Here is a 25,563-nt window from a genome sequence, read left to right as displayed (position 1 = left end):
CCCACGAGATGGTCGTCGATGCGCTCCGGGCCGCGTTGAAGGAGAACGAGCAACTGCGGACCGCCTCCGCGCGGCAGGCGCAACGCGAACACGCACCGATCGCCATCGTCGGCATGGCCTGCCGCTACCCGGGCGGCGTCGCGTCCCCCGAGGACCTGTGGCGCCTGGTCGGCGACGGCGTCGACGCCATCGGCCCGTTCCCGACCGACCGCGGCTGGGACCTGTCCGCGTTGCACGACGCGAACCCCCGGCAACCGGGGACGTCGTACGCCAGGGGAGGTGGATTCCTGCGCGGGGCAACGGAGTTCGACGCCGAGTTCTTCGAGGTGTCGCCCCGCGAGGCCCACGCGATGGACCCGCAGCAGCGGCTGCTGCTCGAAACCGCGTGGGAGGCGTTCGAGAGCGCCGGCCTCGACCCGGCGACCCTGCGCGGCAGTCGCACGGGCGTCTTCGTGGGCACGATGTACAGCGACTACGGAGCCCGGCTTTCCCCCGCACCGGCCGACTACGAGGGCTACCTCGGCATCGGCAGCGCGGCCAGCGTCGCCTCCGGGCGCCTCGCGTACGCCTTCGGGTTCGAGGGGCCGACCTTGACGGTCGACACCGCCTGCTCGTCGTCTCTCGTCGCGCTGCACCTCGCCGCCGCCGCGCTGCGCGGCGGCGAGTGCACCATGGCACTGGTCGGTGGCGCGACGGTCATGTCGACGCCGATGCCCTTCATCGAGTTCAGCCGCCAGGGCGGGCTCTCCGCCGACGGGCGCTGCCGGTCCTTCGCCGCGTCCGCGAACGGGACCGGCTGGTCGGAGGGTGCCGGGCTGCTGCTCGTCGAGCGCCTTGAGGACGCCCGAGCCCTCGGGCACCCGGTCCTCGCCGTCCTGCGCGGCTCGGCCATCAACCAGAGCGGCGGCAGCGCCGGGTTGACCGCGCCGAGCCGGTCCGCCCAGGAACAGGTCATCACCCAGGCCCTCGCGGCGGCGGGTGTCTCCGCCGACGAGGTCGACGTGGTCGAAGCGCACGGCACCGGCACACCGCTCGGCGACCCGATCGAGGCGAACGCCCTGATGGCCGTCTACGGCGCGCACCGGCGGGCCGACCACCCGCTCTACCTGGGGTCGCTCAAGTCCAACATCGGCCATTCGCAGGCCGCCGCCGGCGTGGGCGGCATCATCAAGATGACGATGGCACTGCGGAACGGCGTGCTGCCGAGGACGCTGCACGCGGACGAGCCCACACCCCACGTGGACTGGTCGGCCGGGGGCCTGGAGCTGCTGACCGAAGCGAAGGGGTGGCCGCGCAACGGGCACCCCCGGCGGGCCGCGGTGTCCTCGTTCGGGATCAGCGGCACCAACGCGCACGTCATCCTGGAGCAGGCACCCGCGGACTCGGCGGCCCGGCCCGCCGACGCGACCGCACCCGGTCTCCCGGTCACCCCGATCGTCCTGTCCGCACGCAGCGAAGCCGCACTGGGCGCACAGGCCGCCCGCATCGCCGACCTGGTGACCGCCGGCCCGGGCGATTCGCCCGACCTGCTCGACCTCGGCACGTCCCTCGCCACCACGCGCAGCCACCTCCCGCACCGCGCGGTCCTGCTCCCGGCCGGGCAGGACGACCTGCTCGACCGCCTGCGCGCCCTCGCCACGACCACCGACAGCCCCGGCTCTGTGGTCGGCAAGGCGGGGGAGGGGCGCACCGCCTTCCTCTTCGCCGGGCAAGGCTCCCAGCTGGAAGGCATGGGCAAGGCGCTCTACCACGCCTTCCCGGCCTACGCCGCCGCGTTCGACGATGTCTGCGCCGCCCTCGCCCCGCACCTCGACCGACCGCTGCGAGAGGTCGTCTTCGCCCCGGAGGGCTCCGCCGACGCAGCCCTCCTGCACCGCACCAGGTACACCCAGCCCGCGCTCCTCGCCTACGAGGTCGCGCTGTTCCGCCTCCTCCAGTCGTGCGGGATCACGCCCGACGCCGTCATGGGGCACTCGATCGGTGCGGTCGCCGCGGTGCACGCCGCAGGTGCGCTGGACCTCGACGACGCGGCCGAGCTGGCTGCGGCCCGGGGTCGCAGCATGGAGGCCCTCCCGAGCGGGGGAGCCATGGTGGCGCTGCAAACCGACGAGGGGACGGCCACCGAGCTGATCGCGGGGCGCACCGATCACATCTCCCTCGCCGCGGTCAACGGGCCCACCGCCACGGTGCTGTCGGGCGACCGGGACGTGCTGGCCGCGGTCGTCACCGCGTTCGAGGCCACCGGTGGCCGGGCCACCTGGCTGCGGGTCAGCCACGCCTTCCACTCCCCGCTGATCGAGCCCGCCCTCGACGAGCTGCGGGCTGTCGTCAAGGGGCTGGACTTCCGGGAGCCGCGGCTCACGGTGGTCTCGGACCTGACCGGGCAGCCGACCCGGCCGGGCGCGCTCGCCGACCCCGAGTACTGGGTCCGCCACGCCGCCGAACCGGTCCGCTTCCACGACGGCGTGCAAGCACTGCTCGGCCTCGGCTGCGTCCGGTTCGTGGAGGTGGGGGCGAGGGGCGATCTCACCGCGATGGCCGCGGGTTGCTTCCCGGACGGGGCCGCGCCGGTGCTCGTCCCGGCGCAGCGCCGCCGGCAGCCGGAAGCCACCGCCCTGCTGACCGCGCTCGCCCGGCTGCACACCACGGGGGCCGACGTCGACTGGGCCGCGGTGTTCGCGGGCCGCGGCGGCCGTCGCATCCCGCTCCCGACCTACCCGTTCCAGCGCCGCCGCTACTGGCTCGATCGACCCGAGCCGACCGGGGACGTCCGGTCGGCCGGCCTCACCGGGCTCGACCACCCGGTTCTGGCCGCCGTGGCCGAGGTGCCCGAACCAGGCGGCACGCTGTTCACCGGCAGGCTCTCCGGTGCCGCCCCGGGCCGGCCGGCCGGCCACCGCGACGCCGACGAGGTGCTGCTGCCCGGCACCGCCCTGCTCGACCTGGTGATCAGCGCCGCCCGCGCGATCGACCTCGACCGGATCGACCGGCTGGTCCTCGACGCACCGCCGGCCATGCCCTCGGGCGCGGAGTTCGAGGTGCGGGTGTTCGTCGCCGATGCGGGCGCGGCACCGGACCGCGCCGTCTCCGTCCACGCGCGCCGCGCGGACGGCACCGCGTCGTCGGACTGGGTCCGGCTCGCCCACGGCAGCATCTCCCGCCCGGGGCCGAGCGCGGCCGGTGACCCGTGGGACGGGCCGCTCCGGGACGCAGCCGCGTACACCGAGGTGTCACTGCCCGATGGAGTCCGACCCGCCGGGCACACCCTGCACCCCGCGCTCCTCGACGCCGCCCTGGACCTCGCTGCGGGTACCGGCGGATCGGCGGGTCGCGACGTTCGGCCGAGCACTTGGACCGACGTTCGCGTTCGCGGTGTGGCCGCGGACCGGGTGCGAGTTCGGCTGTGGTCCGCGCGGGAGGGCGCGGTTGCCGTCGAGGTCGTCGATCCGGACGGCGCACCGCTGGTCTCCATCGGTTCGGTGACCCTGGCACCGACCACCCGCACCGGCCGCGTCGAGGCAGCCGAGTCCGAGGGCTTGTTCCTGCCGCACTGGACGCCGCTGCCCGCGCTGGGTGCCGTCATCGCGTCCGAGGACTGGACCGAGTGCGGCATCGACGACGTCCCGGCCCTCGCCACCGGGGCTGCCGTCCCGCGCACGATCGTGCTGACTTGCCCGGACCTCCCCACCACGGCCGCCGCGGCGCACGAGACGCTGCACCGCGTGCTGGCGGCGGTTCAGCTCGTGCTCGGGAGCGCGCAGCGGGCGGGCACCCGTCTGGTGGTCGTCACCCGTGGTGCCGTCACGGTGGACGGCGAGCACGCACCCGAGCCGCGACCGGCGCACCGCGCCGTCTGGGGTCTGCTGCGCTCCGCCCAGGCCGAGCACCCGGACCGCTTCGTCCTGGTCGACCTCGACGGGACCGCCGCGACCCGCGAGTGCCTGGCCGCCGCGCTGGCGACCGGTGAGCCGCAGCTCGCGGTGCGCGGCGGCACCGCCTACCGGCCGGTCCTGGCCCCTGCGGCAGACGTCCCGCGCGCCGGGCAACCGTGGGACCCGGAGAGGGCGGTGCTGATCGTCGGCGGTCTCGGCTGGCTCGGTCGGATCGTCGCCCGGCACCTGGTCGAGCGGCACGGCGTGCGGCAGGTGGTCCTGGTCGGCCGCGAGGCTCCCGGTCCCGAGGCGGCGCGCGCCATCGCGCGGCTGCGCGGCCTCGACGCCGACGTCCGCCCGGTGATCTGCGACGCGGCGGATCGTGACGCATTGGCGGGCGCACTCGACGGACTCGCCCGCGACGGCGTGCGGATCGGCGGCGTGGTCAACGCCGCAGGGGTGCTGGAAGACGGTGTCGTGACCGGTCTGACGCCCGCGAGCCTCGACCGGTCGTTGCGGCCGAAGGTCGACGCGACCCTCAACCTGCACGACCTGACCGCGGGCCTGGACCTGACCGGGTTCGTCGTCTTCTCCTCCGTCGCGAGCACCCTGAACGCGGCGGGGCAGGGCGCGTACGCCGCCGCGAACGCGTTCATGGAGGGCCTGGTGCAGGAGCGGCGCGCGGTGGGCCTGCCCGGTGTGGCGGTCACGTGGGGGCAGTGGGACGTGTCGGGCGGGATGGGGAGCACGCTGTCCGACACCCAGGTCGCCCACATGTCCCGCCGCGGCGTCCTGCCGATGCCGATCGAGCAGGGGCTGGCCCTCCTCGACGCCGCGGTCGGACTGGACCGGCCGGTCGTGGTCGCGGGACGCTGGGACGTCGCCGCCCTGACCGCGGCGTACGAGGCGCGCCCGGTGGCCCGCCCCACGCCCGACGCCCGGCCCCGGGGCAGCGGCGCGGGCTCCGTCCTCGACGACCTCCTCGCCTTGATGGCGCAGGTGCTCGGCCACACCTCGGGCGCGGCGATCGACCCGGACGTCCCCTTCGACCGCGCGGGCGTGGACTCGCTGGCCGCGGTCGGGCTGCGCAACCACCTCACGGACGCCCTCGGGATCCAGCTCCCGGCCACGTTCATCTTCGACTGGAAGACCCCGCGCGTGCTGGCTGAACACCTGCGCGACGAGCTGGCCACCACGGCCGGGAACGAGGTGCGGACGTCATGATCGAACACGTCTACGGCGCGGGAACGGCACCACAGCCGCCCGCCGTCGACACCTGGATCCGCGTGTTCGACCGCAGACCGCGGTGCACCGCCCGGCTGGTCTGCTACCCGCACGGGGCGGGCTCCGCGCGGGCGTTCCAGGCCCTGTCCGGCGCGCTGCCCGAGCACGTCGAACTGCTCGCCGTGCAGTACCCCGGCCGGGAGGACCGCCGGGCTGACCCCTTCGCCGAGGACATCGCCGCACTGGCCGCGAAATCGGCCGACGCGCTGGTCCCGTACGCCGACCGCCCGCTGTTCCTGCTCGGACACAGCATGGGGGCGCTGGTCGCCTTCGAGGCGGCTCGCCTCCTGCGGCACGATCCCACCACCGTCGCGCGGTTGTTCGTCTCCGCTGCCCGGCCGCCGTCCGCGGACTGGGAGGAACCGGACCTCGACCACACCCCGGACGAGGTCATCGCAGACGGATTGCGGCGCTTGGGGGGAGTGCCCGAGGTGATGCTCCGCGACCAGGACTTCCTCGCGGAAGTGCTGCGCATCGCGCGCGCCGACTGCCGTCTGGTGCGCGCCTACCGGTGTTCGGGGGACGTCGTGCTGACGACGCCGCTGACGGTGCTCGTCGCCGACGCGGATCCGAAGAACTCCGTCGATCTGGTTCGAGGCTGGAGCCGCCACACGAGTGCCGGGCACGCCGTGGAGACCCACTCCGGCGGCCACTTCGGGCTGACCGAGCGGACCACCGAGATCGCCTCCCTGCTCGCCCGGTACATCGACGACGACCTGGCGGCGCCGACTGGCGGCACCCCCGCCGAACTGGTCCGCGAGCTGTACCTGGCAGGTCGCGGCGACCGGCTCCCGACCGACCTCACGGCGCTGGCGGAGGCGGCCCGCGAGGTGCTGCCCCCCGTCGTGCACGGGTTCGTGGACGGTGACGCCGGAACGGGGGAGACCAGGCGTGCCAACCGCGAGGCGTTCGGCCGCTGGCGCCTGGTACCGCGGGTGTTGCGCGGGGTGACCCGCCGCGACCTCTCGGTGTCCTTGCTGGGACAACGCCTGCCCGTGCCCGTCCTGCTGGCCCCCATCTCCGCGCAGACCGTCGTCCACCCGGAAGGTGAGCTGGCCGGCGTTCGCGGCGCGGCCGACGCCGGCGTGCCGTTCGTGCTCTCCTCGTTCTCGTCGCACAGCCTGGAGGACGTCGCGGCGGCGGCGGGTCCGGCACCCCGCTGGTTCCAGCTCTACTGGCCTTCCGACGACGAGCTGGCGCTGTCCCTGGTCCGCCGGGCCGAGGCGAGCGGCTACACCGCACTGGTGCTCACGGTCGATGCCCCGACCTTCGGGTACCGGCCGGTCGACCTCGACAACAGCTTCCTGCCCTTCCTCAAGGGTGTCGGCATCGCGAACTACACCAGTGATCCCGTGTTCCAGGCGGCGCTACCGGCAGGCTCGGGCGTCGAGGCCGCGGTCAAGCACTGGGCGAGTGTCTCCGGCAACCCCGGCCTCACCTGGAGCCGGCTGCCCTGGCTGCGCGAGCGGACCGAGCTGCCCATTCTCGTCAAGGGTGTCCTGCACCCGGAGGACGCCCGACTCGCCCTGGCGGGCGGCGCGGACGGAGTGATCGTCTCCAACCACGGCGGACGCCAGCTGGACGGTGCGGTGGCCGCCCTGGACAGCCTGCCCGCGGTGCGCGCTGCGGTCGGTGAGACGACCCCGGTGCTGATGGACTCCGGTGTCCGCACCGGCAAGGACGTCGTCAAGGCGCTGGCCCTCGGTGCCGACGCCGTGTTGTACGGCAGGCCCTACCAGTACGGCTTGGCGGTCGCCGGGCAGCGCGGCGTGCACCACGTCCTGCGGTGCGTGCTCGCCGAACTCGACCTGGCGCTGGCGATGATCGGCTGCGGGAGTGTCGAGGCCGTGGGCAGGGACTTCCTCGCCCCGGCAGGCGTGCTCGCCACACCCGGGTAGCCGTCCCCGGTGCGCAGACCGGCGCGAAGTGTCCCAGCGCCACATCCACCGCCCACCTCGTGGGCCGACCAGAAAGCGCGGTGCAGACCGACCATGTTCCAGATCACGGTGCTCTTCAACCACCCGACCGACGTCGGGGCCTTCGACAAGTACCACGACGAGGTCCACACCCCGCTCGTCGCCGCCATCCCCGGGTTGCGGCGCTACACCGTCTCCCGCCCCACTCCCGGCTACGGCGGCGGCTCGCCGTACCACCTCGTCGCCGTGTTGGAGTTCGCCGACGAGGCAACCGCCATCGCCGGCCTGGGTGCGCCGGAGGGCAAGGCGGCCACGGCCGATCTGAGCAACTTCGCCGCGGCCGGAGTCGCCCTGTTGCAGGGCTCGGCGGGGTCGGTGGTGGGGTAGCGGTCACCCGTCCGGTCCGCCATCATCATCGCGGCGTACTGCTGCGGCTGCCGCAGCAGTACGCGGACATCGACCCGCACCTGCCTACCGATGTCGTCGACGGGGTTCAGGTGCGGCAGGCCGCGACCGTCGCCGCCACGGCCAAGACCACTGCGGCGCCTACAAGTGTGCTGCGGTCACCTGGTCGTCGTGGAGATCTTGATCCCAGGTCACCTGGAGTCGGCGCACGCCGGAGAGGTGGCGGCCGCGGCAGATCAGGGACTCCTCGGCGGGGATCGCCAGCCGCAGCGTGGGAAACCTGGTCAGCAGCGCGGGGAGGGCCGCCCGCAGCGCGATGTGGGCCAGCCGTTGGCCGAGGCGCTGGTGGACGCCTTGCCCGAACGTGGCGGACCCGTCCAGGTCGAGCGGGTCGACATCGGGATACCGCGCCGCGCTCCCGTCGACCGCCCGCAGGACGACGGTCATGGTCTTGTCTTCCCGGACCAGCCGCCCGCCGGACTCGACGTCCACGGTCGCCGCCCGGCCGGTGCTGTGGGTGATCGCCAAGTGCCGCAACTGCTTCTCCACCGCCTGGTCGACCAGGCCGGGATCGGCGCGCAGAGCGGCGAGCTGGTCCGGGCGCGACAGCAGGTGGTACGTGCCGAGCGCGATCTGGTTGGCGGTCGAGTCGAGACCCGCGGCGAGCAGGAACGTGCCCAGGCCGCCGACGTCGTCGTCGCACAGGTCGGTGTCGGTGAGTTCGCTGAGCACGTCGTCGGTGGGGTTGGCGCGCTTGGCCGGTACCAGTTCGCGCACGTACCGCTGCAAGGCGGCGTAGGCGGCACCCACGTCCTCCGGGGCGCTGTCCGGTGCCGACATCGTCCGGGCGTGTCGTGTGAAGGTCGCGCGGTCGGGGCGGCGCACGCCGAGCAGCTCGCAGAGCATCACCGCCGGGATCGGGTGCACGAACGCGGCCACCAGGTCCACCGGCGGGCCTTGCGCCGCCATGGTGTCGAGGCACTCGGCGGAGACCGCTTCCAGGCGTTTGGCGAGCAGGCTCACCCGCCGGACGGTCAACCGACTGATGAGCAGCTCGGACGTGTCGATCTTGCGCATCGGCCCTCCATGAGAGCGGTGGTGTTCAGGATGAGTGTTCCGGATGCCCGGGGCGGCGGGGCGTGGCCAGGATCCGCGCCGGGCCGCTGTTCATGGAGATGTCGGGAGCCGTCCACGCGGGTCGGGCCGGAGAGGCCGGGGGCGTGCCGGAGGGCGGCGGGGAACGTACTGGTCGGGGTCGACGTCGTCCGGGCACTGCTGCTCGACGGTCGTGTGGTCCACCCCGCACCACCCGCCGCTCGGCACGATCGTCGAAACTCCTCGGCGCGGCCCGGTCGCCCGTCGAGCGCTCAAGCGCGGCGGACGGAGATGTCGCCGAAGGTGGTGTTGGCGCGGACCTCGGCCCGGTTCTGGGACTCCTCCGGGCCGTCGCCGGTGTGCAGCGAGTTCCGCACCTGCCCGAACCCGGTCTTCAGGTCGAGCCAGGCGGCGGTGCCCTCGGCGATGCCGATCTCGATCCCGCCCATCGACGAGTTCAGGTCGATCCGGCCACGCGCGATCGCACCGACGCGGATGCTGCCGTTGGCGGATGTGGCCTCCACGTCGGTGCCCGCCCGGCCGATGGTGATGGCGCCGACGGCCGACCGCACCCGCAGCCTTCCCTCGACCTCGCCGAGGTCGATGTCGCCGTTGGCGTTCTTGACGACGGCGGTGCCGCCGATCGTGCCGACGCGGACCTGGCCGCTGCCGATGGAGATCTCGGTGCCGTCGCCCGCGGCCTCGACGGTCACGTCCCCGGCGCCCGATTCGACGCGCAGCGGGCCGGTTCGGTGGAGGTTGACCTGGCCGACGGAGTTCTTGACGCGGCACTCGCCCAGCACGCCGGTGCCGCGGGTCTCCCCGACCGCCGTGTCGACGTGCACCCGCGAGCCGGTGGGCAGTTCGACGACCACGTCGACGGACCTGGTCTTGCGGGAGAAGCTGATCGTCCGCGACTTCGGTCCGCGCACCGTGAGCACACCGTCGACGTGGTCGATGCGGGTGGCGGCGGCGGTCTCGACGTCGGACTTGTTGTCCGGGTCGCTGGGCCGGACGTCGACGACGGTGTCGGCCCGGTCGCTCGCGACGATCGCGATGTTGCCGACCGAGAGTTCGATCGTGGCCGAGATCGGGCCGGGCGTGGCGAAACTGGGCATGGCTGTCCCCTCGGAATGGGCGGGAAGAACACCCCGGCAGGTCAGCGGGGTGAGGGGTGATCCGGCCGGGTCATCGGACCCAGCCCGTGAAGTTCTGCGAGATGCCCAGGCCGAACGGGTCGGCGGAGGGCTTGCGATCCGCCCCGCGCAGAGCGGACGTAGCCACCCCGACGAGCCAGGCGTTGACCGAGCGACCCTCGCGGCCGGCGGCCTCCTCGATCGCGGACTTCAACTGCTCCGGGAGCCGGACGTTGATCCGCACCGACGGGCCGTCGTCGAGGTTGACGTCGGCGGCGGGGCCCGCGCCACGCTCGGCCGTGTCCTCGCCCGCCGGTGGCGCGGGCGGGGCCGTGACCACGAACTCCGGGTTGCGACCGCGCAGCCGCAGCTCGACCGAGCCGGGCGCGAGTTCCTGGGTGATCTCGTTGGCGGCGGCCGACAGCACCTCGAACAGCGCGAGCCGGATCGCCGACGCCATCCCCGCGGCCAACCGCTCGACGTGCGCGGCCGGCTCGGAACTCCCGGCATCGACCACCCCGAGCAGCTCACGGCCAAGGGAGTCCACATACGGCGTCAGGTCCACGACACCTACTTTGGCACACCATGACGCCACTATCAAGGTCTGGCGGCTCAGTTTGGCTCAATCTGGCTCAGGTGTGAGCCAGCCTCGGGCGTCGAGCCCCACGGGATCGCAGGCAACCACCACGACCCGACGCCTGCCGGCTGCTGCGGGGATCGAGCTGGACCAGTCGAACTGCGCGCACGTCCCAGCTCTACGAGCGCTACGACGTCGTCGACCCCGAGATCCGCACGTGACGCCTCGTGCGGAAGACCCCCATCGGCGCTGCCCGGCAGGTTGGCAGGTGAGCCACGGTGGCGGCGCGCCTCGACAACCCGGAACCGACCAAGGCGGTCGGGAGCGTCGGCATCGCCGACACCGGCCTGGTCGCGGTGCTGGAGTGGGTCCCGAGATCGGCGTGCGCCACGCGTTCGGTGCCCAGGTGCGCCGGGTGCGGACCGCACCGCGCCCATCAGACGATGATCAGTACGTTGGCTGCGATCGCCGCACGCCCGGCCACCCGACCATGCCCGGGGTCGTCAGGCGGCCGGCGGGGTGGCGTCGCCGGTCGTGTCGGTCGAGCGTGACCGGTTGGCGAGTACGACCCCGACGCTGATGCCGCCGAGCAGCAGCGCGCCGAACACCCCGGCGCGGCGGGCCGTGATCGCGTCTTCGCACACGATGCCCAACCCGCCGGTGCCGTGGTCGAGCGGGGAGAGCACGCTGCCGCAGCTGACCGAGCGGGTGATGGTCGGGTTGGTCTTGTTGGAGACGTCCGTGAACAGTCCGATCACGCCGACGACGGCCAGCAGGCCGGCGGCGACGACGAGGACTACGCGCAGAGCGGACAACACGGTCGGCCTCCGAGGGTGGGGTGGGGTCTCATGCTGGAGGGGGGCGTGCGCCCCGCGCACCGCGTTACTGCGGATCGTCGGGGTGATGCCCGCCCACACGCTCGCGGGCCGAGACACCGTGGCTGTGGCGCAACACCGTGCTTGCCGCACTCGCTGCGGACCTCCCGCCGTTGTGGCCGACCTCGCCCGGCGGCCCCACCCCGGCCCGGTGCGGACGACCGGAGCCGATCGCCTACAGGTCGTGCGGTCCGTCGCCGTTTTCCGGTCGAGTAGGCGGGCAGCCGGGCCGGGTGGTGTTGGTGGTCTTGTCGGTCAACCGGACCCAGGGGGCGTGGCCGGGGTGATTGGGCGGTTAAGCGGCACCCCGACACCAGACGTCGACCTGGCGGCCAGGCTGACCGATCACCCTGACCTCGCCGCGGAGAGCCGGTTCGGGCCGGCGGGCACACGTCCATCGGCCTGTGCGGTGGGGCCGGTACCGACCGCGACGATCAGCTCCGCACGTCGTTCCCGCCCGCTGGCGGAACGTCGCCGGGTATTGGGGTTCACCCGCCCTGTCGGGTGGTCGGGTTCCGTCGATCGGATTGCCCGGAGCGCGCCGGAGGTGTCGGTGGTGTTGTCCTCGGCTTGGCACGGCGGTGCGGGGCCGTCGGTGTCCGATCGGGAGGCAGGTATGAACGGCAACGGGAATCCGGTCCGAGGCGGTCTCGGGTGGCGGTGGCTCGCGGTGCCGCTGGCGGCGTTCGCGGTGCTGTCGGTCGCGCCCACGGCGTCGGCCTCGGTGCCCGTGTCCGGTGGCAATTCCCGGACCGTGGTCGTCGCGGCATCCCCTGCCGCGCCGAACTGCCCCCTGTGCCCGGCGGTGTCCGACCCGGTCTGCGCCCACGACAGCGTCACCGGGCGGACGAGGACGTTCGCCAACGAGTGCGAAGTCCGGCAGTACAACTGCCGCAACAACACCCGGTTCGTCGTCATCCACCGGGGCAAGTGCCGGGGCGACTGACGGCGGTTCATGACCTTCCACGCCCGTGTCGGTGATCGACGACCCGGCGGCCAAGCGGGTCTTGGTGAGGTAGTCGCCGAGGCCGCGTGATGTGGTTGCCGGGCCTGCGGTCCACTTCGGCCTTTCACGGATGGCGCTGTCGGTGCACTACGTCTCCGACGTGCTCGCGGGCTACGCCCTCGGAGCCACCCGGATCGCGCTGAGGTCGGCCATCCACAAAGGACTCAAGCTGCCGCGACCCGATGAGCCGGTGCGGATCGGCAGGTGACCGCACCACGCGGCCGGCATGGGAGGACTCCCGGTGTCCCCGCCGAGGACGAGGTCCGCCACGGGCTAGAGCGTCCCGACGGGCAGCCGGACGTGGAACGACGCCCCGGTCGGGGAGTCGGCGAGCCGCACCGTGCCGCCGTGGCGCTCGACGACGTCGCGGACGATCGCCAGGCCGAGCCCCGCGCCGCCGTCCTTGCGGGCGCGGGCGGGCTGGACCCGGAAGAACCGGTCGAACACCCGGTCGTGATCGGCTCTCGGCACCCCCGGGCCGTCGTCGGAGACGACCAGTTCGCAGAACCCGTCCTCGCCCCGCCACAACCCGATGGTGACGGTGCTCCGGGCGTGCCGTTCGGCGTTGTCCACCAGGTTGCGGACGACGCGCCGCAACCCTCCGGGGTCGCCGTGCAGGCGGACCGCCGAGAACGGCGACAGGTGCACCTCGACGGTGCCGCGCGAGCGGACGGCCTCGATCTCGGCGAGCACGACCTCGTCGAGGTCCACCCGGCCGGTCGGGGCCGGGGCGTCGTCGGACCGGGCCAGTTCGAGCAGTTCGTCGGTGAGCCCGGACAGCCGCGCGCCCTCGCGGTGCAGGTCCTGCGCCACCCGCACCCAGTCGGTGCGGTCCGGGTGGGTGAGGCCGATCTCCAACTGCGCCAGGATCGCCGCCAGCGGGCTGCGCAGCTCGTGCGCGGCGTCCGCGGCGAAGCGCTGCCGGCGGTCGTGGTCGCCCTGCATCCGGGCCAGCATCGCGTTCATCGTGCGGGCGAGCCGGCCCACCTCGTCGTCGGTCGGCGGCTCGGGCACCCGCCGGTCGAGCCGGCTCCCGGTGATCTCCGAGACCTGCCTGCGGATCGCCTCGATCGGCCGCAGGGCGCGGCCGACCAGCAGCCACGACACCAGGGTCACCGCGACCATCAGCAGCGGCACGACCACGGCCATGGCGTGGACGGTGGCGGTCACACCGTCCTCGACGTGGTCCAGCGACGCCGCGGCGTACACCGCGACGGGACGGCCCGCCAGCGTGCCGCGCACCCCGGCGACGGTGCAGCGCTCGCCGTCCGGCAGCCGCGACGTGCCGGTGACCACGTCGGCGTCCGGCCACAGGGCGAGCAGCCGGGTTCCGCCGAGCCCCTCGCTCGACGCCGGCACCGCCCCGTCCCGGTCGACCACCTGCACCAGGTCGGGCAGCACGGCGGGCAGACCGGTCTCGAACAGCGGCACGGCCGACTCGGCGCGGGAGAGGGCCTGCTCCTCGGCGTCGCCGGTCAGGTCCTCGCGCACCAGCACCGCCACGGCGACACCGCCCAGGACCAGACCCAGGCCCACGACCAGCACCGCGAGCACGGTCAACCGCAGCTGGACACCCCACCCACCGCGGCGGCGCACTCAGCCGCCCCCGGGGTCCAGGCGGTACCCGCACCCGCGCACGGTGCCGATGGCGTGCCGGCCGAACGGCAGGTCGACCTTGCGGCGCAGGTACGCGATGTAGACCTCCAGCACGTTCGACTGGACCGGGAGCGCCGGGTCCCACACCTCGTCGATCGCGAACCGCTTCGACACGACCTGGCCCGGCCGCGACATCAGCAGTTCGAGCAGCGCGAACTCGCGCGGGGTCAGCTCGATGGTGGTGTCGGCCCGGCGGCAGCGCCGGGCCACCCGGTCCAGCACGAGGTCGCCCGCCGCCAGCACGTCCGACCGGCGCGGCCCGGACCGGCGCAGCAGGACGTGCAGGCGAGCCAGCAGCACCCGGTAGGAGAACGGCTTGGTGAGGTAGTCGTCCGCACCGATCCGCAGCGCCCGCAACTGGTCCAGCTCCCCGTCGCGCGCGGTGAGCACCAGCACCGGCACCTCGACGCCGGCCCGGCGCAGCCGCGCGCACACGTCGAGCCCGGCCAGGCCCGGCAGCATCAGGTCGAGCACCACCACGTCGAACGGCCGGGACAGGACCGCGTCGAGGCCGAGCAGACCGTCCTCGGCCGTCTCGACCTCGAACCCGTCCGTGCGCAGACCGGCGGCGAGCGCGTCCGCGAAGGACTTCTCGTCCTCCACCACCAGCACCCGCCCGTGCCGCTTCACGTCAGCACCCGGTCGGCGACGACCCGGCCCCGCTCCATCACCAGCACCCCGGTGCAGATCTCTTCGACTTCGGGGAGGGTGTGGGTGGACAACACCACCGTCGTGCCCCGACCCGACGCGATCGCCGCCACCAACCCCAGGATCTCCCGCTGCCCCGCCGGGTCCAACCCCGACGTCGGCTCGTCCAGGAACACCACCACCGGATCGTTCACCAACGCCCGCGCGATCCCCAACCGCTGCCGCATCCCCCTGCTGTACGACCCGATCCGCGACCCGCCCCGACCCGACAACCCCACCTGCTCCACCAACCCCGCCGCCACCCGCGCCGCCCGCCCACGCGACCGGCCGAACAACCGCGCGTGATACGCCAGGTACTCCACCCCCGTCTGGTGCGCCGGATACCCCGCGCTCTCCGGCAACACCCCGATCCGCGCCCGCACCTCCGCCGCCCTGCTCCCCGGCACCCCCGCCACCGAGAACTCCCCGCCCGAGGGCACCAACACCGTCGACAACAACCGGATCGTCGTCGTCTTCCCCGCACCGTTGGGCCCCAACAACCCGATCACCTCACCCACCCGCGCCGTGAAACTCACCGACTCCACCGCCGAACGCCCCCCGAACCACTTCGACAACCCACGAGCCTCGACGACGACGTCCGCGGTGCGGGCGGGCGGCGAGGTCCGTCGCGGTGCCAGGATCCGCACCGGTTCCCGTGCGCGGGGGGCGTCGAGCGCCGGGTCCGCGCGCAGGATGGCGCGCTGCAGGGTGCTCAGCCGCGATTCGGGTTCCAGCGCCTGCTCGTCGGCCAGCCGGCTCCGGGCGGCGCGGTAGGTCTCCAGCGCGTCGGTCACCCGGCCGCACCGGTAGAGCGCGAGCATCAACTGCGCGTGCAGCCCCTGCCGGTACGGGTGCCGCGCCGCGAGGTCGGCCAGCTCGTCGACGACCGCGGTGTGCCTGCCCAGCCGCAGTTCGGCGTCGAGGCACTCCTCAAGCGCGCTCAGCCGGGCGTCCTCCAGACCTTGGCAGAGCCTGGTGGCCACGTCCGAGGTCGCCACGTCGGCCAGCGGCGGACCGTGCCACAGCGCGAGGGCCCGCCGCAGCAGGTGCACGCGCGCCTCGTCGTCGGTCTTGCGCCGGGCGTCGGCCACGCGGGCCCGGAACCGGTGGACGTCGATCGACAGGGGATCGAGCTTCAACACGTACGCCGAGCCCCGGGTCAGGATCTCGACGTCGGCGAGCCCGGTCCTGGCCGACGCGATCGCGCGTCGCAGGCGCGAGACCATGACGTGGATCCCGTGGTACGCGGTGCGCGGTGGCCGCGCCGGCCAGGTCAGGTCGACCAACCGGTCCACGGGGACCAGTTGATTCGCGTTGAGGGCCAGCACCGCGAACACGAAGCGCTGCTTGCGCGGCCCGAGGTCGAGTTGCTGTTCGTGGCACCAGGCCTCCACGGCACCCAGTAGTCGGAACTCCACGGCGGTCCCCTCCCAGAGGGTTCTCGCTCCAGTCATCTCCCGGACCGGGAGTTTTGTTCCGGTGGCCCGGGTGTCGCCGCTGGAATGTGCCCCAATTGTGTGCACACGGACCCGGCGGGGAAAAGGGCTCAGCCGGTATTCGCGCGGTGCGGGTCGTCGTCCGGGCGTCGGATCCCGTTCACCGGCAGTCGGTTCGCCCGGCCGTCGAGGTGCTCTCCACCCGACGGCGGATTGCCGTGACCGGCGGTGATCCGGTGCCCGGTGCGCTGCCGGTGCTGTTTTCGCCGATCCGACGGCGCGTCGACGGCGATGGTTCGGACCTCCGAATATCGACTTCGTCGGGCACCCGTGCAGCGGCTGGAAGGAGGCGGGAACTCCACCGAACGGCCGTTCCGCGGGCCCGGCCGGGATGAGCGTCTCAATGAATCGGACTATTTTGTGTTCTTATCGTTCTCTAATCCGGGTGCGATCCACTCGGGGCATTGCTCCTATCGTGGAGGTGATGCCATGTCGGGTGTGACTCTTGAGGCTCGTGGGTTGTCGAAGTGGTTCGGGGGGCGTTCGGCGGTGGAGTCGGTGAGTTTCACGGCGCGGGTGGGTGAGGTGATCGGGTTGTTGGGGCCCAACGGTGCGGGGAAGACGACGACGATCCGGTTGTTGTCGACGGTGTTGGTGCCCTCGGGCGGGGAGTTCTCGGTGGCGGGGGTGCCGGGGAGCAGGGCGGCGGAGGTGCGGGCGCGGATCGGGGTGTTGCCGGAGAGCGCGGGGTATCCGGCGCACCAGACGGGGGTGGAGTACCTGGCGTATCACGCGCGGTTGTTCGGCCGGTCGCGTGGGCGGGCGGCGCGGGTGGCGGCGGGGTTGGTGGAGCAGGTGGGGTTGTCGGGTCGGGGCGGGTCGCGGATCGGGTCGTACAGCAGGGGGATGCGGCAGCGGTTGGGGATCGCGCGGGCGTTGGTGAACGATCCGGTGGTGGTGTTCCTGGACGAGCCGACGTCGGGGTTGGACCCGGCGGGGCAGCGGGAGATCCTGGGGTTGGTGGCGGCGATCGCGTCGGGTCGGGGCACGACGGTGGTGTTGTCCACCCACACCCTCCCCGAAGTCGAAGAGATCTGCTCGACCGTCCTGATCCTGGACAAGGGCAAGGTGGTCGTCCACGACACCGTCGCCGGCGTGACCGAGGCGGGCACCGGTCGCCGGGTCGGCCACCTCAGGGTGCCGCCGGACCAGGTGGAGCGCGCCGGGGAGGTGCTCGCGGCGGTGCCCGGCGTCGCGCTGCTCCCCGACGACCGCGCGAACACCGTCGTCTTCGAAGCCGCCGGGGGTGTGAACGAGGCGTTGTCCGCCGTGCTGGACGCCGGCGTGCCCGTGTTGTCCTTCGAGGTCGGGGGAGTGCGCCTGAACGACGCGTTCCTCACGATCACCGGTGGTGGTCAGCCGTGACCACGATCGTCGAACCGGACGCGGGCCCGGCTCGGCCCGGCTGGTGGGTCATCGCCGGCCAGGAGAGCCGTGACCTGTGGTTCGGCGGCCGGGGACCCGTGCTGCTGTTCGCCTACAGCGTGCTGCTCAGCGCCGTGACCTACCTGGCCGCGACCAACCAGATCCTGAACTTCCTCGAACAGCGGGAAGCCGTCAACCTGACGCTCCAGGTCTCGGTCGCGGTCGGTGTGCTGATCACCATGGTCGTCGCGGCCGACGCGATCAGCGGGGAGCGCGAGCGCGGCACGTTCGAGAGCCTGCTGCTGTCGCCGGTCTCGCGCGGCGCGATCGTGCAGGGCAAGCTGGCCGCGGCGATGTCGTTGTGGGGCGGGACCTTCCTGGTCAGCCTGCCCTACCTGGGGGTCCTCGGCCACGGTGTCGGTGCCGCCGCCGGCGCGATCCTGCTCGGGATGCTCGTGGGCACGTTGCTCGCGTTCGCCATGGCCGCGATCGGTCTGTTGATCAGCGCGGTGTCGAGCGCGAACAAGGTCAGCCTCGGAGCGTCGCTGTTCCTGGTGCTCGCCCTGTTCGCACCCACCCAGCTGCCCGCGATGCCGACCAGCGCGGTCGGCGAGGTGCTCACGCGCGTCAACCCGCTGACCGCGGGCATGCACTACCTGCAACTGGTGGTGCTCAAGGGACACACGTGGACGCAGGACCTCGGGTACCTGATCTCGCCCCTGGTCACGGCGGTCGGCGCGGTCGTCGCGCTGGCCGTGGCGGGGCCCCGGATCGTCCGGCTCAGTGGAGGAGGTGGACCCGCATGAGGCGCGTGGGCGCGTTGGCCGCGGCGGTGGTCCTGGCCCTGTGGGTGCCCGGCGTCGCGGCGGCGACGGTGGAGGTGGCGGTCGACGGAGCGCGCGTGGAGAAGCCCGTCGGTTCGTACATCAACATCCGGTCGACGGTGACCAACAAGAGTGCCGACAGTACCGGGAAACTCGTGGCGCACCTCAACGTCGCGTCGATGAACGACGTCTACGTCGACCTGGAGGACTGGACGGCCGGGCCGACCCGGTCGGTGGACCCGTTGGGGCCGGGGGAGAGCACGACCGTGTCGTGGGACATCCAGGCCGTCAACGCCGGCACGTTCGACGTGTACGCCGTGGTGCTGCCCGACGGATCGGGCCCGCTCGCCGTGAGCCCGCCGATCCACGTCGAGATCACCGGCCGCCAGACCCTCGACCCGGGCGGCGCGTTGCCGGTGGCGTTGGTGATCCCGGTCGTGCTCGGGGTGGTCGTGCTCCTCGTCCGCCGCCGGCTGCGCATCACGGCCTGAACGCCCCGCGCGACAACGTGAAGGCGGCCCCGGGGCGACGGGACCGCCTTCACGCGCTACGCGGGTGCGGGCTCGGGTTCAGGCCGTTCCGCCTGTCGCCGTCGCCGGCGCGGCCCGCCGAACTTGAGGTAGAGCGACGGCGTCACGAACAGGTTCAGCAGCGTCGAGGTGAACAGACCGCCGATGATGACGATCGCCATCGGGTGCTCGATCTCGTGGCCCGGCAGGTCGCCCGCGACGGCCAGCGGGACCAGCGCGAGACCGGCGGCCAGCGAGGTCATCAGGATCGGGGCGAGGCGTTCCAGCGCGCCGCGCAGCACCAACTCCTCGCCGAAGGGCTGCCCCTCCTCCCGTTCCAGGTGCTGGAAGTGGTTGATCATCAGGATGCCGTTGCGCGCCGCGATGCCCAGCACCGTGAAGAACCCGACCAGGGAGCCGAGCGAGAGGATCCCGCCCGTCAGCAGTGCGCCCAGCACGCCGCCGACCAGCGCCATCGGCAACGTCAACAGCACCAGCAGCGCGAGCCGCCAACTGTTGAAGGCCGTCGCGAGCAGGAACAGGATGCCCAGCACCGCGACCCCGGAGAACAGCAGCAACCGGTCCTGGGCCGTCCGCGCCTCCTTGTACTCGCCGATCAGTTCGGCGTGGAACCCGGCCGGGTACCGGACCTGCGCCATCCGCTTCTCCACCTCCTGCGCCACGGTGGCCAGCGCGGCGCCGTCCTGCACGTTCGCGCCCACGTCGATGCGGCGCGACCCGTTCTCCCGCAGGATCTGGTTCGGTGACGGGACCACCTTGACCTCGGCGAGGTCGCCGATCGGCACCTTGCTGCCGTCCGCGGCGTCGATCAGCAGCGCCCGCACGCCCTCGACGCTGTACCGGGCCTTCGGGTGGCTCCACACGTGCACCTCGGTGTTCTTGCCGTTGCGCCAGATGTCACCGGCTTCCTCGCTGGAGATGAACGCCGCCGCCGTGCGCCGCACCTCGCCCGGTGTGATGCCGTACCGCGACGCCTTCTGGAGGTCCACCTCCACGTGCACCTGCGGCACGTTGGTCTGGAGCGTGACGTGGGCTTCCTTGATCCCGTCGACCCCGACGATGCTCTCCTTGACCGCGTTCGCCTTCTCCCGCAACACCTCCAGGTCGTCGCCGTAGATGCGGACGATGATCGCGTCGCTGCCGCCGGTCAACACCTCCTTGGTGCGCTCCTTGAGGTAGGTCTGCACGTCGCGCTGGAGGCCGGGGTAGCCGTTGACCACCTGCTGGACGGCCGCGACGGTGGTGTCGTAGTCCACGTCGGGGGAGATGCTGATCCAGTTCTCGGTGAAGTTCATGCCGACGACCTCGTCGGCGAGCGTGCCCTGCCCGATGTGCGCCCCGAAGTTGCGGACACCGGGTATCGCGCGCAGTTCCTTGCTGACCTGCTGGGTGATGCGCACCATCTCCTCCCGGGACGTCCCGGGCTGGGCCACCCAGTGCATCAGGAAGTCCCGCTCCTTGAACGCGGGCAGCAGGTTGTTGCCCAACAACGGGAGCGTCACGATCCCGGCCACCACCACCACGGCCACGGTCGAGTACGCGACCCCCGGTCGGGGGATGATCCTGGCCAGCAGCGCCGTGTAGCCGCGCTGCAGCCACGTCACCAGCGGCGAGTGGTGCCGTTCGACCGGGGCCTTGGCCAGCAGCATGAGCGCCAGCGCGGGGATCACGGTCAGCGCCACCACCAGCGAGGCCAGGATCGACAGGCCGTAGGCGAACGCCAGCGGCCGGAAGAACGACCCGGTCAGGCCGCCGAGCATGAACACCGGCACGATCGACACCAGGATGATCATCGTGGCGTGCACGATCGGGCCGCGCACCTCCAGCGACGCCTCCAGCACGATCCTCGCGGTGGACTTGTCGCTGCCCTCCCGTCTGTGCTGCCGTATTCGCCGGACGATGTTCTCGATGTCGATGATGGCGTCGTCCACCAGCACGCCGAGCGCGATGACCAGGCCGGCCAGGATCATCACGTTGATCGTCGCGCCGGTCGCGTCCAGCACGAGCCCGGCGGCCACCAGCGACAGCGGGATGGTGATCGCGCTGATCAGCGCTACCCGCCACTCGAACAGGAAGAAGATCAGGATCAGCACGACCAGGCCGAACCCGAACAACATCGCGCGCCCGAGGTTGTCCACGGACTGCTCGATGAACGTGGCCGGCCGGAAGATCTCGGTGTCGACCCGCAACCCCCGCATCCCCGGCGCGAACTCCGCGAGCGCCTGCTCGACCCCGTGCGTGACCTCCAACGTGTTGCCCCACGGCAGCTTCTCGATGATCATCATGATGCCGAGGCCGTCGTTGATGACCGCGTCGCCGGTGAGCAACGACGGCGGCATCACGTCGTCCCTGATCTCCGCCACGTCCTTGAGGTAGACCTCGGGCGCGCCGGGCGGGGTCTCGATCGGGATCTCGGCGAGCTGCTGGCCGTTGAGCCGGGGGAGTTGGTGCTGCACCGGGAACCGGTTGTTGGCGGTGTCGACGTACCCGCCGGTCCCGACCTCGAAGCCGCCCTTGAACTTCAGCTGCCCGACGTCCACCGCGTTGCCCGCGGAGTCGAGCACCTGCTGCATGGTGACGTTGTGCCGCTTCATCAGGTCCGGGTCGACCAGCGCCTGCTTGACGTGCCAGCGGTCGCCCCAGATGGCGGCGTTGGCCACGCCGGGGATCCGCATCAGCCGCGGCCGGATCGTCCAGTACGCCTGCATCGCCATGTCGACGTGGGCCGCGTCGGACTTGTCGTCCTGCGAGATCCCGATCTTCATCACCCGGCTGGTCGAGGACAGCGGCTGGATCATGAAGGGCGGGTTGGCCCACCTCGGCAGGCGCGGCGTGATGGCGTTGAGGCGCTCCTGGATCAACAGCCTCGCCTTCATCAGGTCCGTGCCCGGGTTGAAGATCATCACGATGGACGACAGCTGCGAGACCGATTTCGACCGCATGGCGGTCAACCCCTCGACACCGTTGAGGCCCTGCTCCATCGGCACCGACACGAGTTCTTCCACGTCACGGGCCGACAGCCCGATGCAGATCGTCTGGATCTCCACCCTCGGCGGCGCGAACTCGGGGAAGGCGTCGACGGGCGTGGACTGCAGTTGCAGCACGCCGAAGAACATCAGCATCGACGCCCCGACCACCACGAGGAAGCGGAGTTTCAAGCTGGTCCGCACGATCCAGCGCATCATGGCGCGAAACTCCTATCGTCCAGAGTGGACGTTCACGGACTACTTCCCGACCCCTAGCTCGGCCCCGTACAGCTCGACCACGCCCGTCCGCACGACCTTGGTCCCGGCCGGCGGCCCGGACGACAGGTACGCCTCGGTCCCCTTGTCCCCGCCCACGTTCTCGACCACGACCTTCTCCCGCGCGTAGCTGCGCGACCCGGTCTCGACGAACACCCACGTGCCGCCGTCCGCGCTGTAGATCACGGCCGCGTAGGGCACCACCAGCCCCGACCCGCCCGCCGTGATCGCCACGGTCTCCACGCCGACCCGCTGGTGTGCCCGCTCGGTCAACGTCACGCGCTTGACCTCCTTGCCCGAGATCGGTTCCACCTTCGCGGGTGGCTCCACGGGCCGGTTGTCGGCGCTCGGCGTGGCCGCGCATCCCGCCGGTCCCAGGGCCAGCGCCACCAGCGCCGCCGCGATCCATCGCCTGCTAGGCATCCGCCTTCTCCTTCGCCGTGAACCGCAAGTACAGACCGGGCAGCAGGAACAGGTTCACCAGCGCGGTGGTGGCCAGGCCGCCCAGGACGATCAGGGCGAGCGGCATGGCGACCTCCAGCCCGGACACGACGCCGAAGAACGCCGGCGGCACGAGCGCCAGGCCGGCCCCCGACAGCCCCGCCACGGCCGGCGCGAACCGCTGCCGCGCGCCGAGCAGGACCCCGTCCGGATCGTGCGCGGCCGACTCCTGGAGGTGCCGGACCTGCAGCAGGCTGCCGCGCACGGCGACGGCGAGCACCGCGAGCAGCCCCAGCAGCGCGACGACCGACACCCGGTCGCCCAGCAGGACCGCGACCAGCACACCGCCCGTCAACGACGCCGGCAGCAGCAGGTATGCCAGCGACGCCAACCGCCAGCTGCGCAGACCCGCTTGGCAGAGGAAGAAGACGAGGATCGCGCCGCCCACCACGTAGGTCCAGACCTGGAAGTCCGCGGACGCCTGCGCCTTGCTCTCCCCGAGCACCTCCAAGTGGTGCTCCCGGGGGAAGGTGACGCCCGCGACCTTCTGCTTGACCTCGGCGGTCACCTCGTCCAGCCCCCGACCGCTCACGTCGGCCACCACGTCGAGGCTGCGGGACACCTGGTCGTGCCAGATCATCGCGGGCTTCGAGGTGATCCGGACATCGGCGACGTCGCTGAGCCTGACCTGGGTCGCACCACCGTCCGGACCGCCGGTCGGGGCGTCGATGAGCAGGTTCTTCACGCTGGTCGGGTCCTGCCGCAGTTGCGGCGCGCCCCACACCACGACCTCGAACACCTTCTGCTCCTCGAACAGGTTGCCCGCCACCGTCGCGGCGACCAGCGTCGCGGACGCCCGCCGCACGTCACCGGGTTTGAGCCCGTACCGCGCCGCCTTCGCCACCGACACCTCGATCTCCATCGTCGGCGCGACCTGGGTGTTGTTCACGCGCGGGGAGGCGACACCGCTGATCCCGCGCAGGATGCCCTGCACCTCCTCGGCCTTGCTGTTGAGCACCCCGTAGTCGTTGCCGTAGACCCGGACCACCAAGTCCGACGTGCTGCCGCGCGTGACGACCTCGCGGACCCGCTTGTCGGAATAGGTGAGCACGTCGGTGCGCAGCCCTGGGTAACCGGCGACCACCCCGCGCACGGCGTCGAGCGTCCTGGCGTAGTCGGCCTCGGGAGCCATGCTCAGCCACACCTCGCCGGAGTTGATGTTGACGACCTGGTCGGAGGCCAGCGCCCGCCCCGAGTGCGCGCCGACGTTCCGCACGCCCTCCGTCCGGCGCAGCTCACGCGTCAGCGCGGCGCTGATCCGGTTCATCTCCGGCCGTGACGTGCCCGGCGGTGCCTCCACCGCTATGAGCAGGTCGCGTTCCTGCAACGTCGGGGCCAAGGGCCGCCCGCCGAGCAGCGGCAGCAGCGCCACCCCGACGACCAGCAGCACCCCCACCACCGCGAATCCCCAGACGCGACCACGCAACAGCCGGGCCAGAACCGAGGCATAGCCGCGTTCCAGCCACTCGGCGACCGGCGACGGCCTGTGCCGCAACGACTCGCCCGACAGCAGCACGGTCGTGAGGACAGGCGCGAGAACCAGCGCGACGATGAACGACACCGACGTCGCGACCAGGAACCCGACCGCGACCGGCGTGAGGAACGCGCCCCGCACACCGTCGAGCACGAAGATCGGCGCGACCGACACCGCGGAGATCACCGCCGCCACGAACAGCGGCCCGCGCACCTCCAGCAGCGCGCCGCCGATGACGTCGGAAACACCGCTCCCACCCCGGTCCCGCAACCGCCGGCGCACGTTGTCGACCCCGACGACGGCGTCGTCGACCACGACCGCGAGCGCCATCACCAGCCCCGCCAACGTCATCAGGTTCAGCGGCACGCCGAACCACGACAGCACCAGCACCGTCACGGCGACCGAGGCCGCGATCGACACCAGGCTGACCAACGCCGAACGCCAGCTGAACAGGAACGCGCCGAGCAGGAGCAGCAACAGGACGCCACCCAGCACCAGCGACAGGGTCAGGTTCGCGGTCATCCGCTCGACGAACGTCGCCGGCCGGTACACCGTGGTGTCGACGCGGATCCCACCCAACCCGGGCCGCAGCTCGTTCAACGCGCCCTCGACCCGCGCGGTGACGTCCGAGACGCTGGTGCCCGGGAAGCGCTCCACCACCAGCATCAGACTCGGCTCGTCCTCGACCACGGCGTCACCGATGAGGATCTGGTGGTCCTCGGCGATCGTGGCCACGTCGGCGAGCTTCAACCCCCGCTCCTCGGCACCCTGCACGGTCACCTCGCCGAGCTGGGCCGCCGACTTGATCGGCTGGTTGTGCTGGATCTCGATGCGCTGGTTGGCGGTGTCGACGAAACCGCCCAGACCCGGTGTGGACGCTTCCACGAAGGTCAGCGGCGACACCCACAGGGCGTTCGCCGACGTGCGCAGCACCTGGTCCAGCGTGACGGCGTTGAGCGCCAGCTTGGACGGGTCGACCTGCACCTGCAACTGCCGGTCGCGGAAGCCCCACACGGCGACGTTCGCGACGCCCGGCACGCTGAGCAGGCGCGGCACGATCGTCCACCGGGAGAGCAGCGACATGTCGATCAGCGACTTGTCCTTGCTCGACAGCCCGATCATCATCAGCCGGCCGGTGCTGGACAGCGGCTGCACCACCAGCGGCGGCTTGGACGACGCCTGCGGCAGCGCCGGAGCCATGGTCAGGCGCTCCTGCACCACCTGGCGGGCGCGGATCGGGTCGGTGCCGGGCTCGAACGTCATCTCCATCGACGTGAGCCCGGGGATGGTCCGCGATTCGAGCTTGGCGAGCCAGGGTATGCCGTTGAAGAACTCGTTCTCGATGGGGTTGGTGATCAGGTTCTCGACCTCCTCGGCCGACAACCCGAGCGCCTCCACCTGGACGTCGACCCGGACCGGCCCGAACTCGGGCAGCGCGTCGACCGACGTGTCGCGCAGCTGCACGAAGCCGAACACGAGCAGGGCGACCGCGACCGCCAAGACCAGGCGGCGGTACTTCTGGCTTGACCCGACGATCCATCGCATCATGCGCGAAACGATGGACGGCGATCCTCACAGTCCGGTCATAGCGACCTCGTGGCCCGCTCATACGACCCGGAAAT

The 25,563-nt window shown here is 72.1% G+C and carries 17 protein-coding genes and 1 pseudogene; 8 read left to right on the top strand and 10 right to left on the bottom strand.

The window, feature by feature from the left end; all coding sequences use genetic code 11:
* Positions 1–95: 95 nt before the first annotated feature.
* The 3 genes and pseudogenes from AC0HI0_RS18065 to AC0HI0_RS18055 all read left to right on the top strand — a co-directional run.
* A pseudogene (locus AC0HI0_RS18065) lies at positions 96–5,096 on the top strand (type I polyketide synthase); the annotation flags it as partial.
* Positions 5,093–7,054, top strand: coding sequence for an alpha/beta fold hydrolase (locus tag AC0HI0_RS18060; protein ID WP_480933543.1), 1,962 nt, complete (start codon positions 5,093–5,095; stop codon positions 7,052–7,054). The pseudogene AC0HI0_RS18065 and the gene AC0HI0_RS18060, both read left to right, overlap by 4 nt.
* Before the next feature lie 93 nt (positions 7,055–7,147).
* On the top strand, positions 7,148–7,459 hold the full coding sequence (locus AC0HI0_RS18055; RefSeq protein WP_480933542.1) for an EthD family reductase: 312 nt from the start codon (positions 7,148–7,150) through the stop codon (positions 7,457–7,459).
* A 159-nt stretch (positions 7,460–7,618) separates the two neighbouring features.
* Here AC0HI0_RS18055 and AC0HI0_RS18050 read toward each other — a convergent pair whose 3' ends face one another.
* The 4 genes from AC0HI0_RS18050 to AC0HI0_RS18035 all read right to left on the bottom strand — a co-directional run bounded on the left by AC0HI0_RS18050 (position 7,619) and on the right by AC0HI0_RS18035 (position 11,103).
* Complete coding sequence (locus tag AC0HI0_RS18050; RefSeq protein WP_480933541.1) at positions 7,619–8,554, bottom strand: cytochrome P450 family protein; 936 nt, start codon at positions 8,552–8,554, stop codon at positions 7,619–7,621.
* A gap of 290 nt (positions 8,555–8,844) precedes the next feature.
* Entirely contained in the window at positions 8,845–9,690 is an 846-nt protein-coding gene (locus AC0HI0_RS18045) for a DUF4097 family beta strand repeat-containing protein (protein WP_480933540.1), read from the bottom strand.
* A gap of 70 nt (positions 9,691–9,760) precedes the next feature.
* The gene (locus AC0HI0_RS18040) at positions 9,761–10,273 is read right to left on the bottom strand and encodes a hypothetical protein (RefSeq protein ID WP_480933539.1); all 513 of its coding nucleotides are present in this window, start codon (positions 10,271–10,273) and stop codon (positions 9,761–9,763) included.
* A 515-nt stretch (positions 10,274–10,788) separates the two neighbouring features.
* Positions 10,789–11,103: a hypothetical protein gene (locus AC0HI0_RS18035; RefSeq protein ID WP_480933538.1), complete on the bottom strand. Its 315-nt coding sequence runs from the start codon at positions 11,101–11,103 to the stop codon at positions 10,789–10,791.
* A 673-nt stretch (positions 11,104–11,776) separates the two neighbouring features.
* Between AC0HI0_RS18035 and AC0HI0_RS18030 the strand changes: the two genes are divergently transcribed.
* Together AC0HI0_RS18030 and AC0HI0_RS18025 are read left to right on the top strand one after the other, a co-directional pair.
* On the top strand, positions 11,777–12,106 hold the full coding sequence (locus AC0HI0_RS18030) for a Kazal-type serine protease inhibitor family protein (protein WP_480933537.1): 330 nt from the start codon (positions 11,777–11,779) through the stop codon (positions 12,104–12,106).
* A gap of 91 nt (positions 12,107–12,197) precedes the next feature.
* The gene (locus AC0HI0_RS18025) at positions 12,198–12,374 is read left to right on the top strand and encodes a phosphatase PAP2 family protein (RefSeq protein WP_480933536.1); all 177 of its coding nucleotides are present in this window, start codon (positions 12,198–12,200) and stop codon (positions 12,372–12,374) included.
* Positions 12,375–12,439: 65 nt separating this feature from the next.
* Here AC0HI0_RS18025 and AC0HI0_RS18020 read toward each other — a convergent pair whose 3' ends face one another.
* From AC0HI0_RS18020 to AC0HI0_RS18010, 3 genes are read right to left on the bottom strand one after another with little or no spacing between them, the layout of a single operon-like run.
* Complete coding sequence (locus tag AC0HI0_RS18020) at positions 12,440–13,720, bottom strand: sensor histidine kinase (protein WP_480934320.1); 1,281 nt, start codon at positions 13,718–13,720, stop codon at positions 12,440–12,442.
* A 42-nt stretch (positions 13,721–13,762) separates the two neighbouring features.
* Positions 13,763–14,452, bottom strand: coding sequence for a response regulator transcription factor (locus AC0HI0_RS18015; protein WP_480933535.1), 690 nt, complete (start codon positions 14,450–14,452; stop codon positions 13,763–13,765).
* Positions 14,449–15,927, bottom strand: coding sequence for a BTAD domain-containing putative transcriptional regulator (locus tag AC0HI0_RS18010; protein WP_480933534.1), 1,479 nt, complete (start codon positions 15,925–15,927; stop codon positions 14,449–14,451). Before AC0HI0_RS18010 ends, AC0HI0_RS18015 begins: the two co-directional genes overlap by 4 nt.
* 576 nt (positions 15,928–16,503) lie before the next feature.
* Here AC0HI0_RS18010 and AC0HI0_RS18005 point away from each other — a divergent pair.
* The 3 genes from AC0HI0_RS18005 to AC0HI0_RS17995 are packed head-to-tail and all read left to right on the top strand — an operon-like array spanning position 16,504 to position 18,685.
* Positions 16,504–17,370, top strand: coding sequence for an ABC transporter ATP-binding protein (locus AC0HI0_RS18005; protein ID WP_480933533.1), 867 nt, complete (start codon positions 16,504–16,506; stop codon positions 17,368–17,370).
* Positions 17,367–18,176, top strand: a complete 810-nt coding sequence (locus AC0HI0_RS18000; protein WP_480933532.1) for an ABC transporter permease — start codon at positions 17,367–17,369, stop codon at positions 18,174–18,176. The genes AC0HI0_RS18005 and AC0HI0_RS18000 overlap by 4 nt, the downstream gene beginning before the upstream one ends.
* Complete coding sequence (locus AC0HI0_RS17995) at positions 18,173–18,685, top strand: hypothetical protein (protein ID WP_480933531.1); 513 nt, start codon at positions 18,173–18,175, stop codon at positions 18,683–18,685. The genes AC0HI0_RS18000 and AC0HI0_RS17995 overlap by 4 nt, the downstream gene beginning before the upstream one ends.
* Before the next feature lie 56 nt (positions 18,686–18,741).
* Here AC0HI0_RS17995 and AC0HI0_RS17990 read toward each other — a convergent pair whose 3' ends face one another.
* The 3 genes from AC0HI0_RS17990 to AC0HI0_RS17980 are packed head-to-tail and all read right to left on the bottom strand — an operon-like array spanning position 18,742 to position 25,489.
* Positions 18,742–21,909 carry an efflux RND transporter permease subunit gene (locus AC0HI0_RS17990; protein ID WP_480933530.1) on the bottom strand — a complete coding sequence of 1,056 codons (3,168 nt, stop codon included), beginning with the start codon at positions 21,907–21,909 and terminating at the stop codon, positions 18,742–18,744.
* Positions 21,910–21,948: 39 nt separating this feature from the next.
* The gene (locus AC0HI0_RS17985) at positions 21,949–22,389 is read right to left on the bottom strand and encodes a hypothetical protein (protein ID WP_480933529.1); all 441 of its coding nucleotides are present in this window, start codon (positions 22,387–22,389) and stop codon (positions 21,949–21,951) included.
* Positions 22,382–25,489, bottom strand: a complete 3,108-nt coding sequence (locus AC0HI0_RS17980; protein ID WP_480933528.1) for an efflux RND transporter permease subunit — start codon at positions 25,487–25,489, stop codon at positions 22,382–22,384. Before AC0HI0_RS17980 ends, AC0HI0_RS17985 begins: the two co-directional genes overlap by 8 nt.
* Between the last annotated feature and the right edge of the window lie 74 nt (positions 25,490–25,563).

This window comes from Saccharothrix sp. NBAS 001 (genome assembly GCF_056640475.1).
The sequence above is the reverse complement of the archived record's forward strand: the minus strand, read 5'-3'. Positions and strand labels throughout refer to the sequence as shown.

What these genes read in the sequence shown, in the direction of transcription:
- AC0HI0_RS18060 (WP_480933543.1), top strand. Translation starts at nt 5,093, where the DNA reads ATGATCGAACACGTCTACGGCGCGGGAACGGCACCACAGCCGCCCGCC.
- AC0HI0_RS17995 (WP_480933531.1), top strand. Translation starts at nt 18,173, where the DNA reads ATGAGGCGCGTGGGCGCGTTGGCCGCGGCGGTGGTCCTGGCCCTGTGG.
- AC0HI0_RS18045 (WP_480933540.1), bottom strand. Translation starts at nt 9,690, where the DNA reads ATGCCCAGTTTCGCCACGCCCGGCCCGATCTCGGCCACGATCGAACTC.
- AC0HI0_RS17990 (WP_480933530.1), bottom strand. Translation starts at nt 21,909, where the DNA reads ATGATGCGCTGGATCGTGCGGACCAGCTTGAAACTCCGCTTCCTCGTG.
- AC0HI0_RS17980 (WP_480933528.1), bottom strand. Translation starts at nt 25,489, where the DNA reads ATGATGCGATGGATCGTCGGGTCAAGCCAGAAGTACCGCCGCCTGGTC.
- AC0HI0_RS18050 (WP_480933541.1), bottom strand. Translation starts at nt 8,554, where the DNA reads ATGCGCAAGATCGACACGTCCGAGCTGCTCATCAGTCGGTTGACCGTC.
- AC0HI0_RS18030 (WP_480933537.1), top strand. Translation starts at nt 11,777, where the DNA reads ATGAACGGCAACGGGAATCCGGTCCGAGGCGGTCTCGGGTGGCGGTGG.
- AC0HI0_RS17985 (WP_480933529.1), bottom strand. Translation starts at nt 22,389, where the DNA reads ATGCCTAGCAGGCGATGGATCGCGGCGGCGCTGGTGGCGCTGGCCCTG.
- AC0HI0_RS18055 (WP_480933542.1), top strand. Translation starts at nt 7,148, where the DNA reads ATGTTCCAGATCACGGTGCTCTTCAACCACCCGACCGACGTCGGGGCC.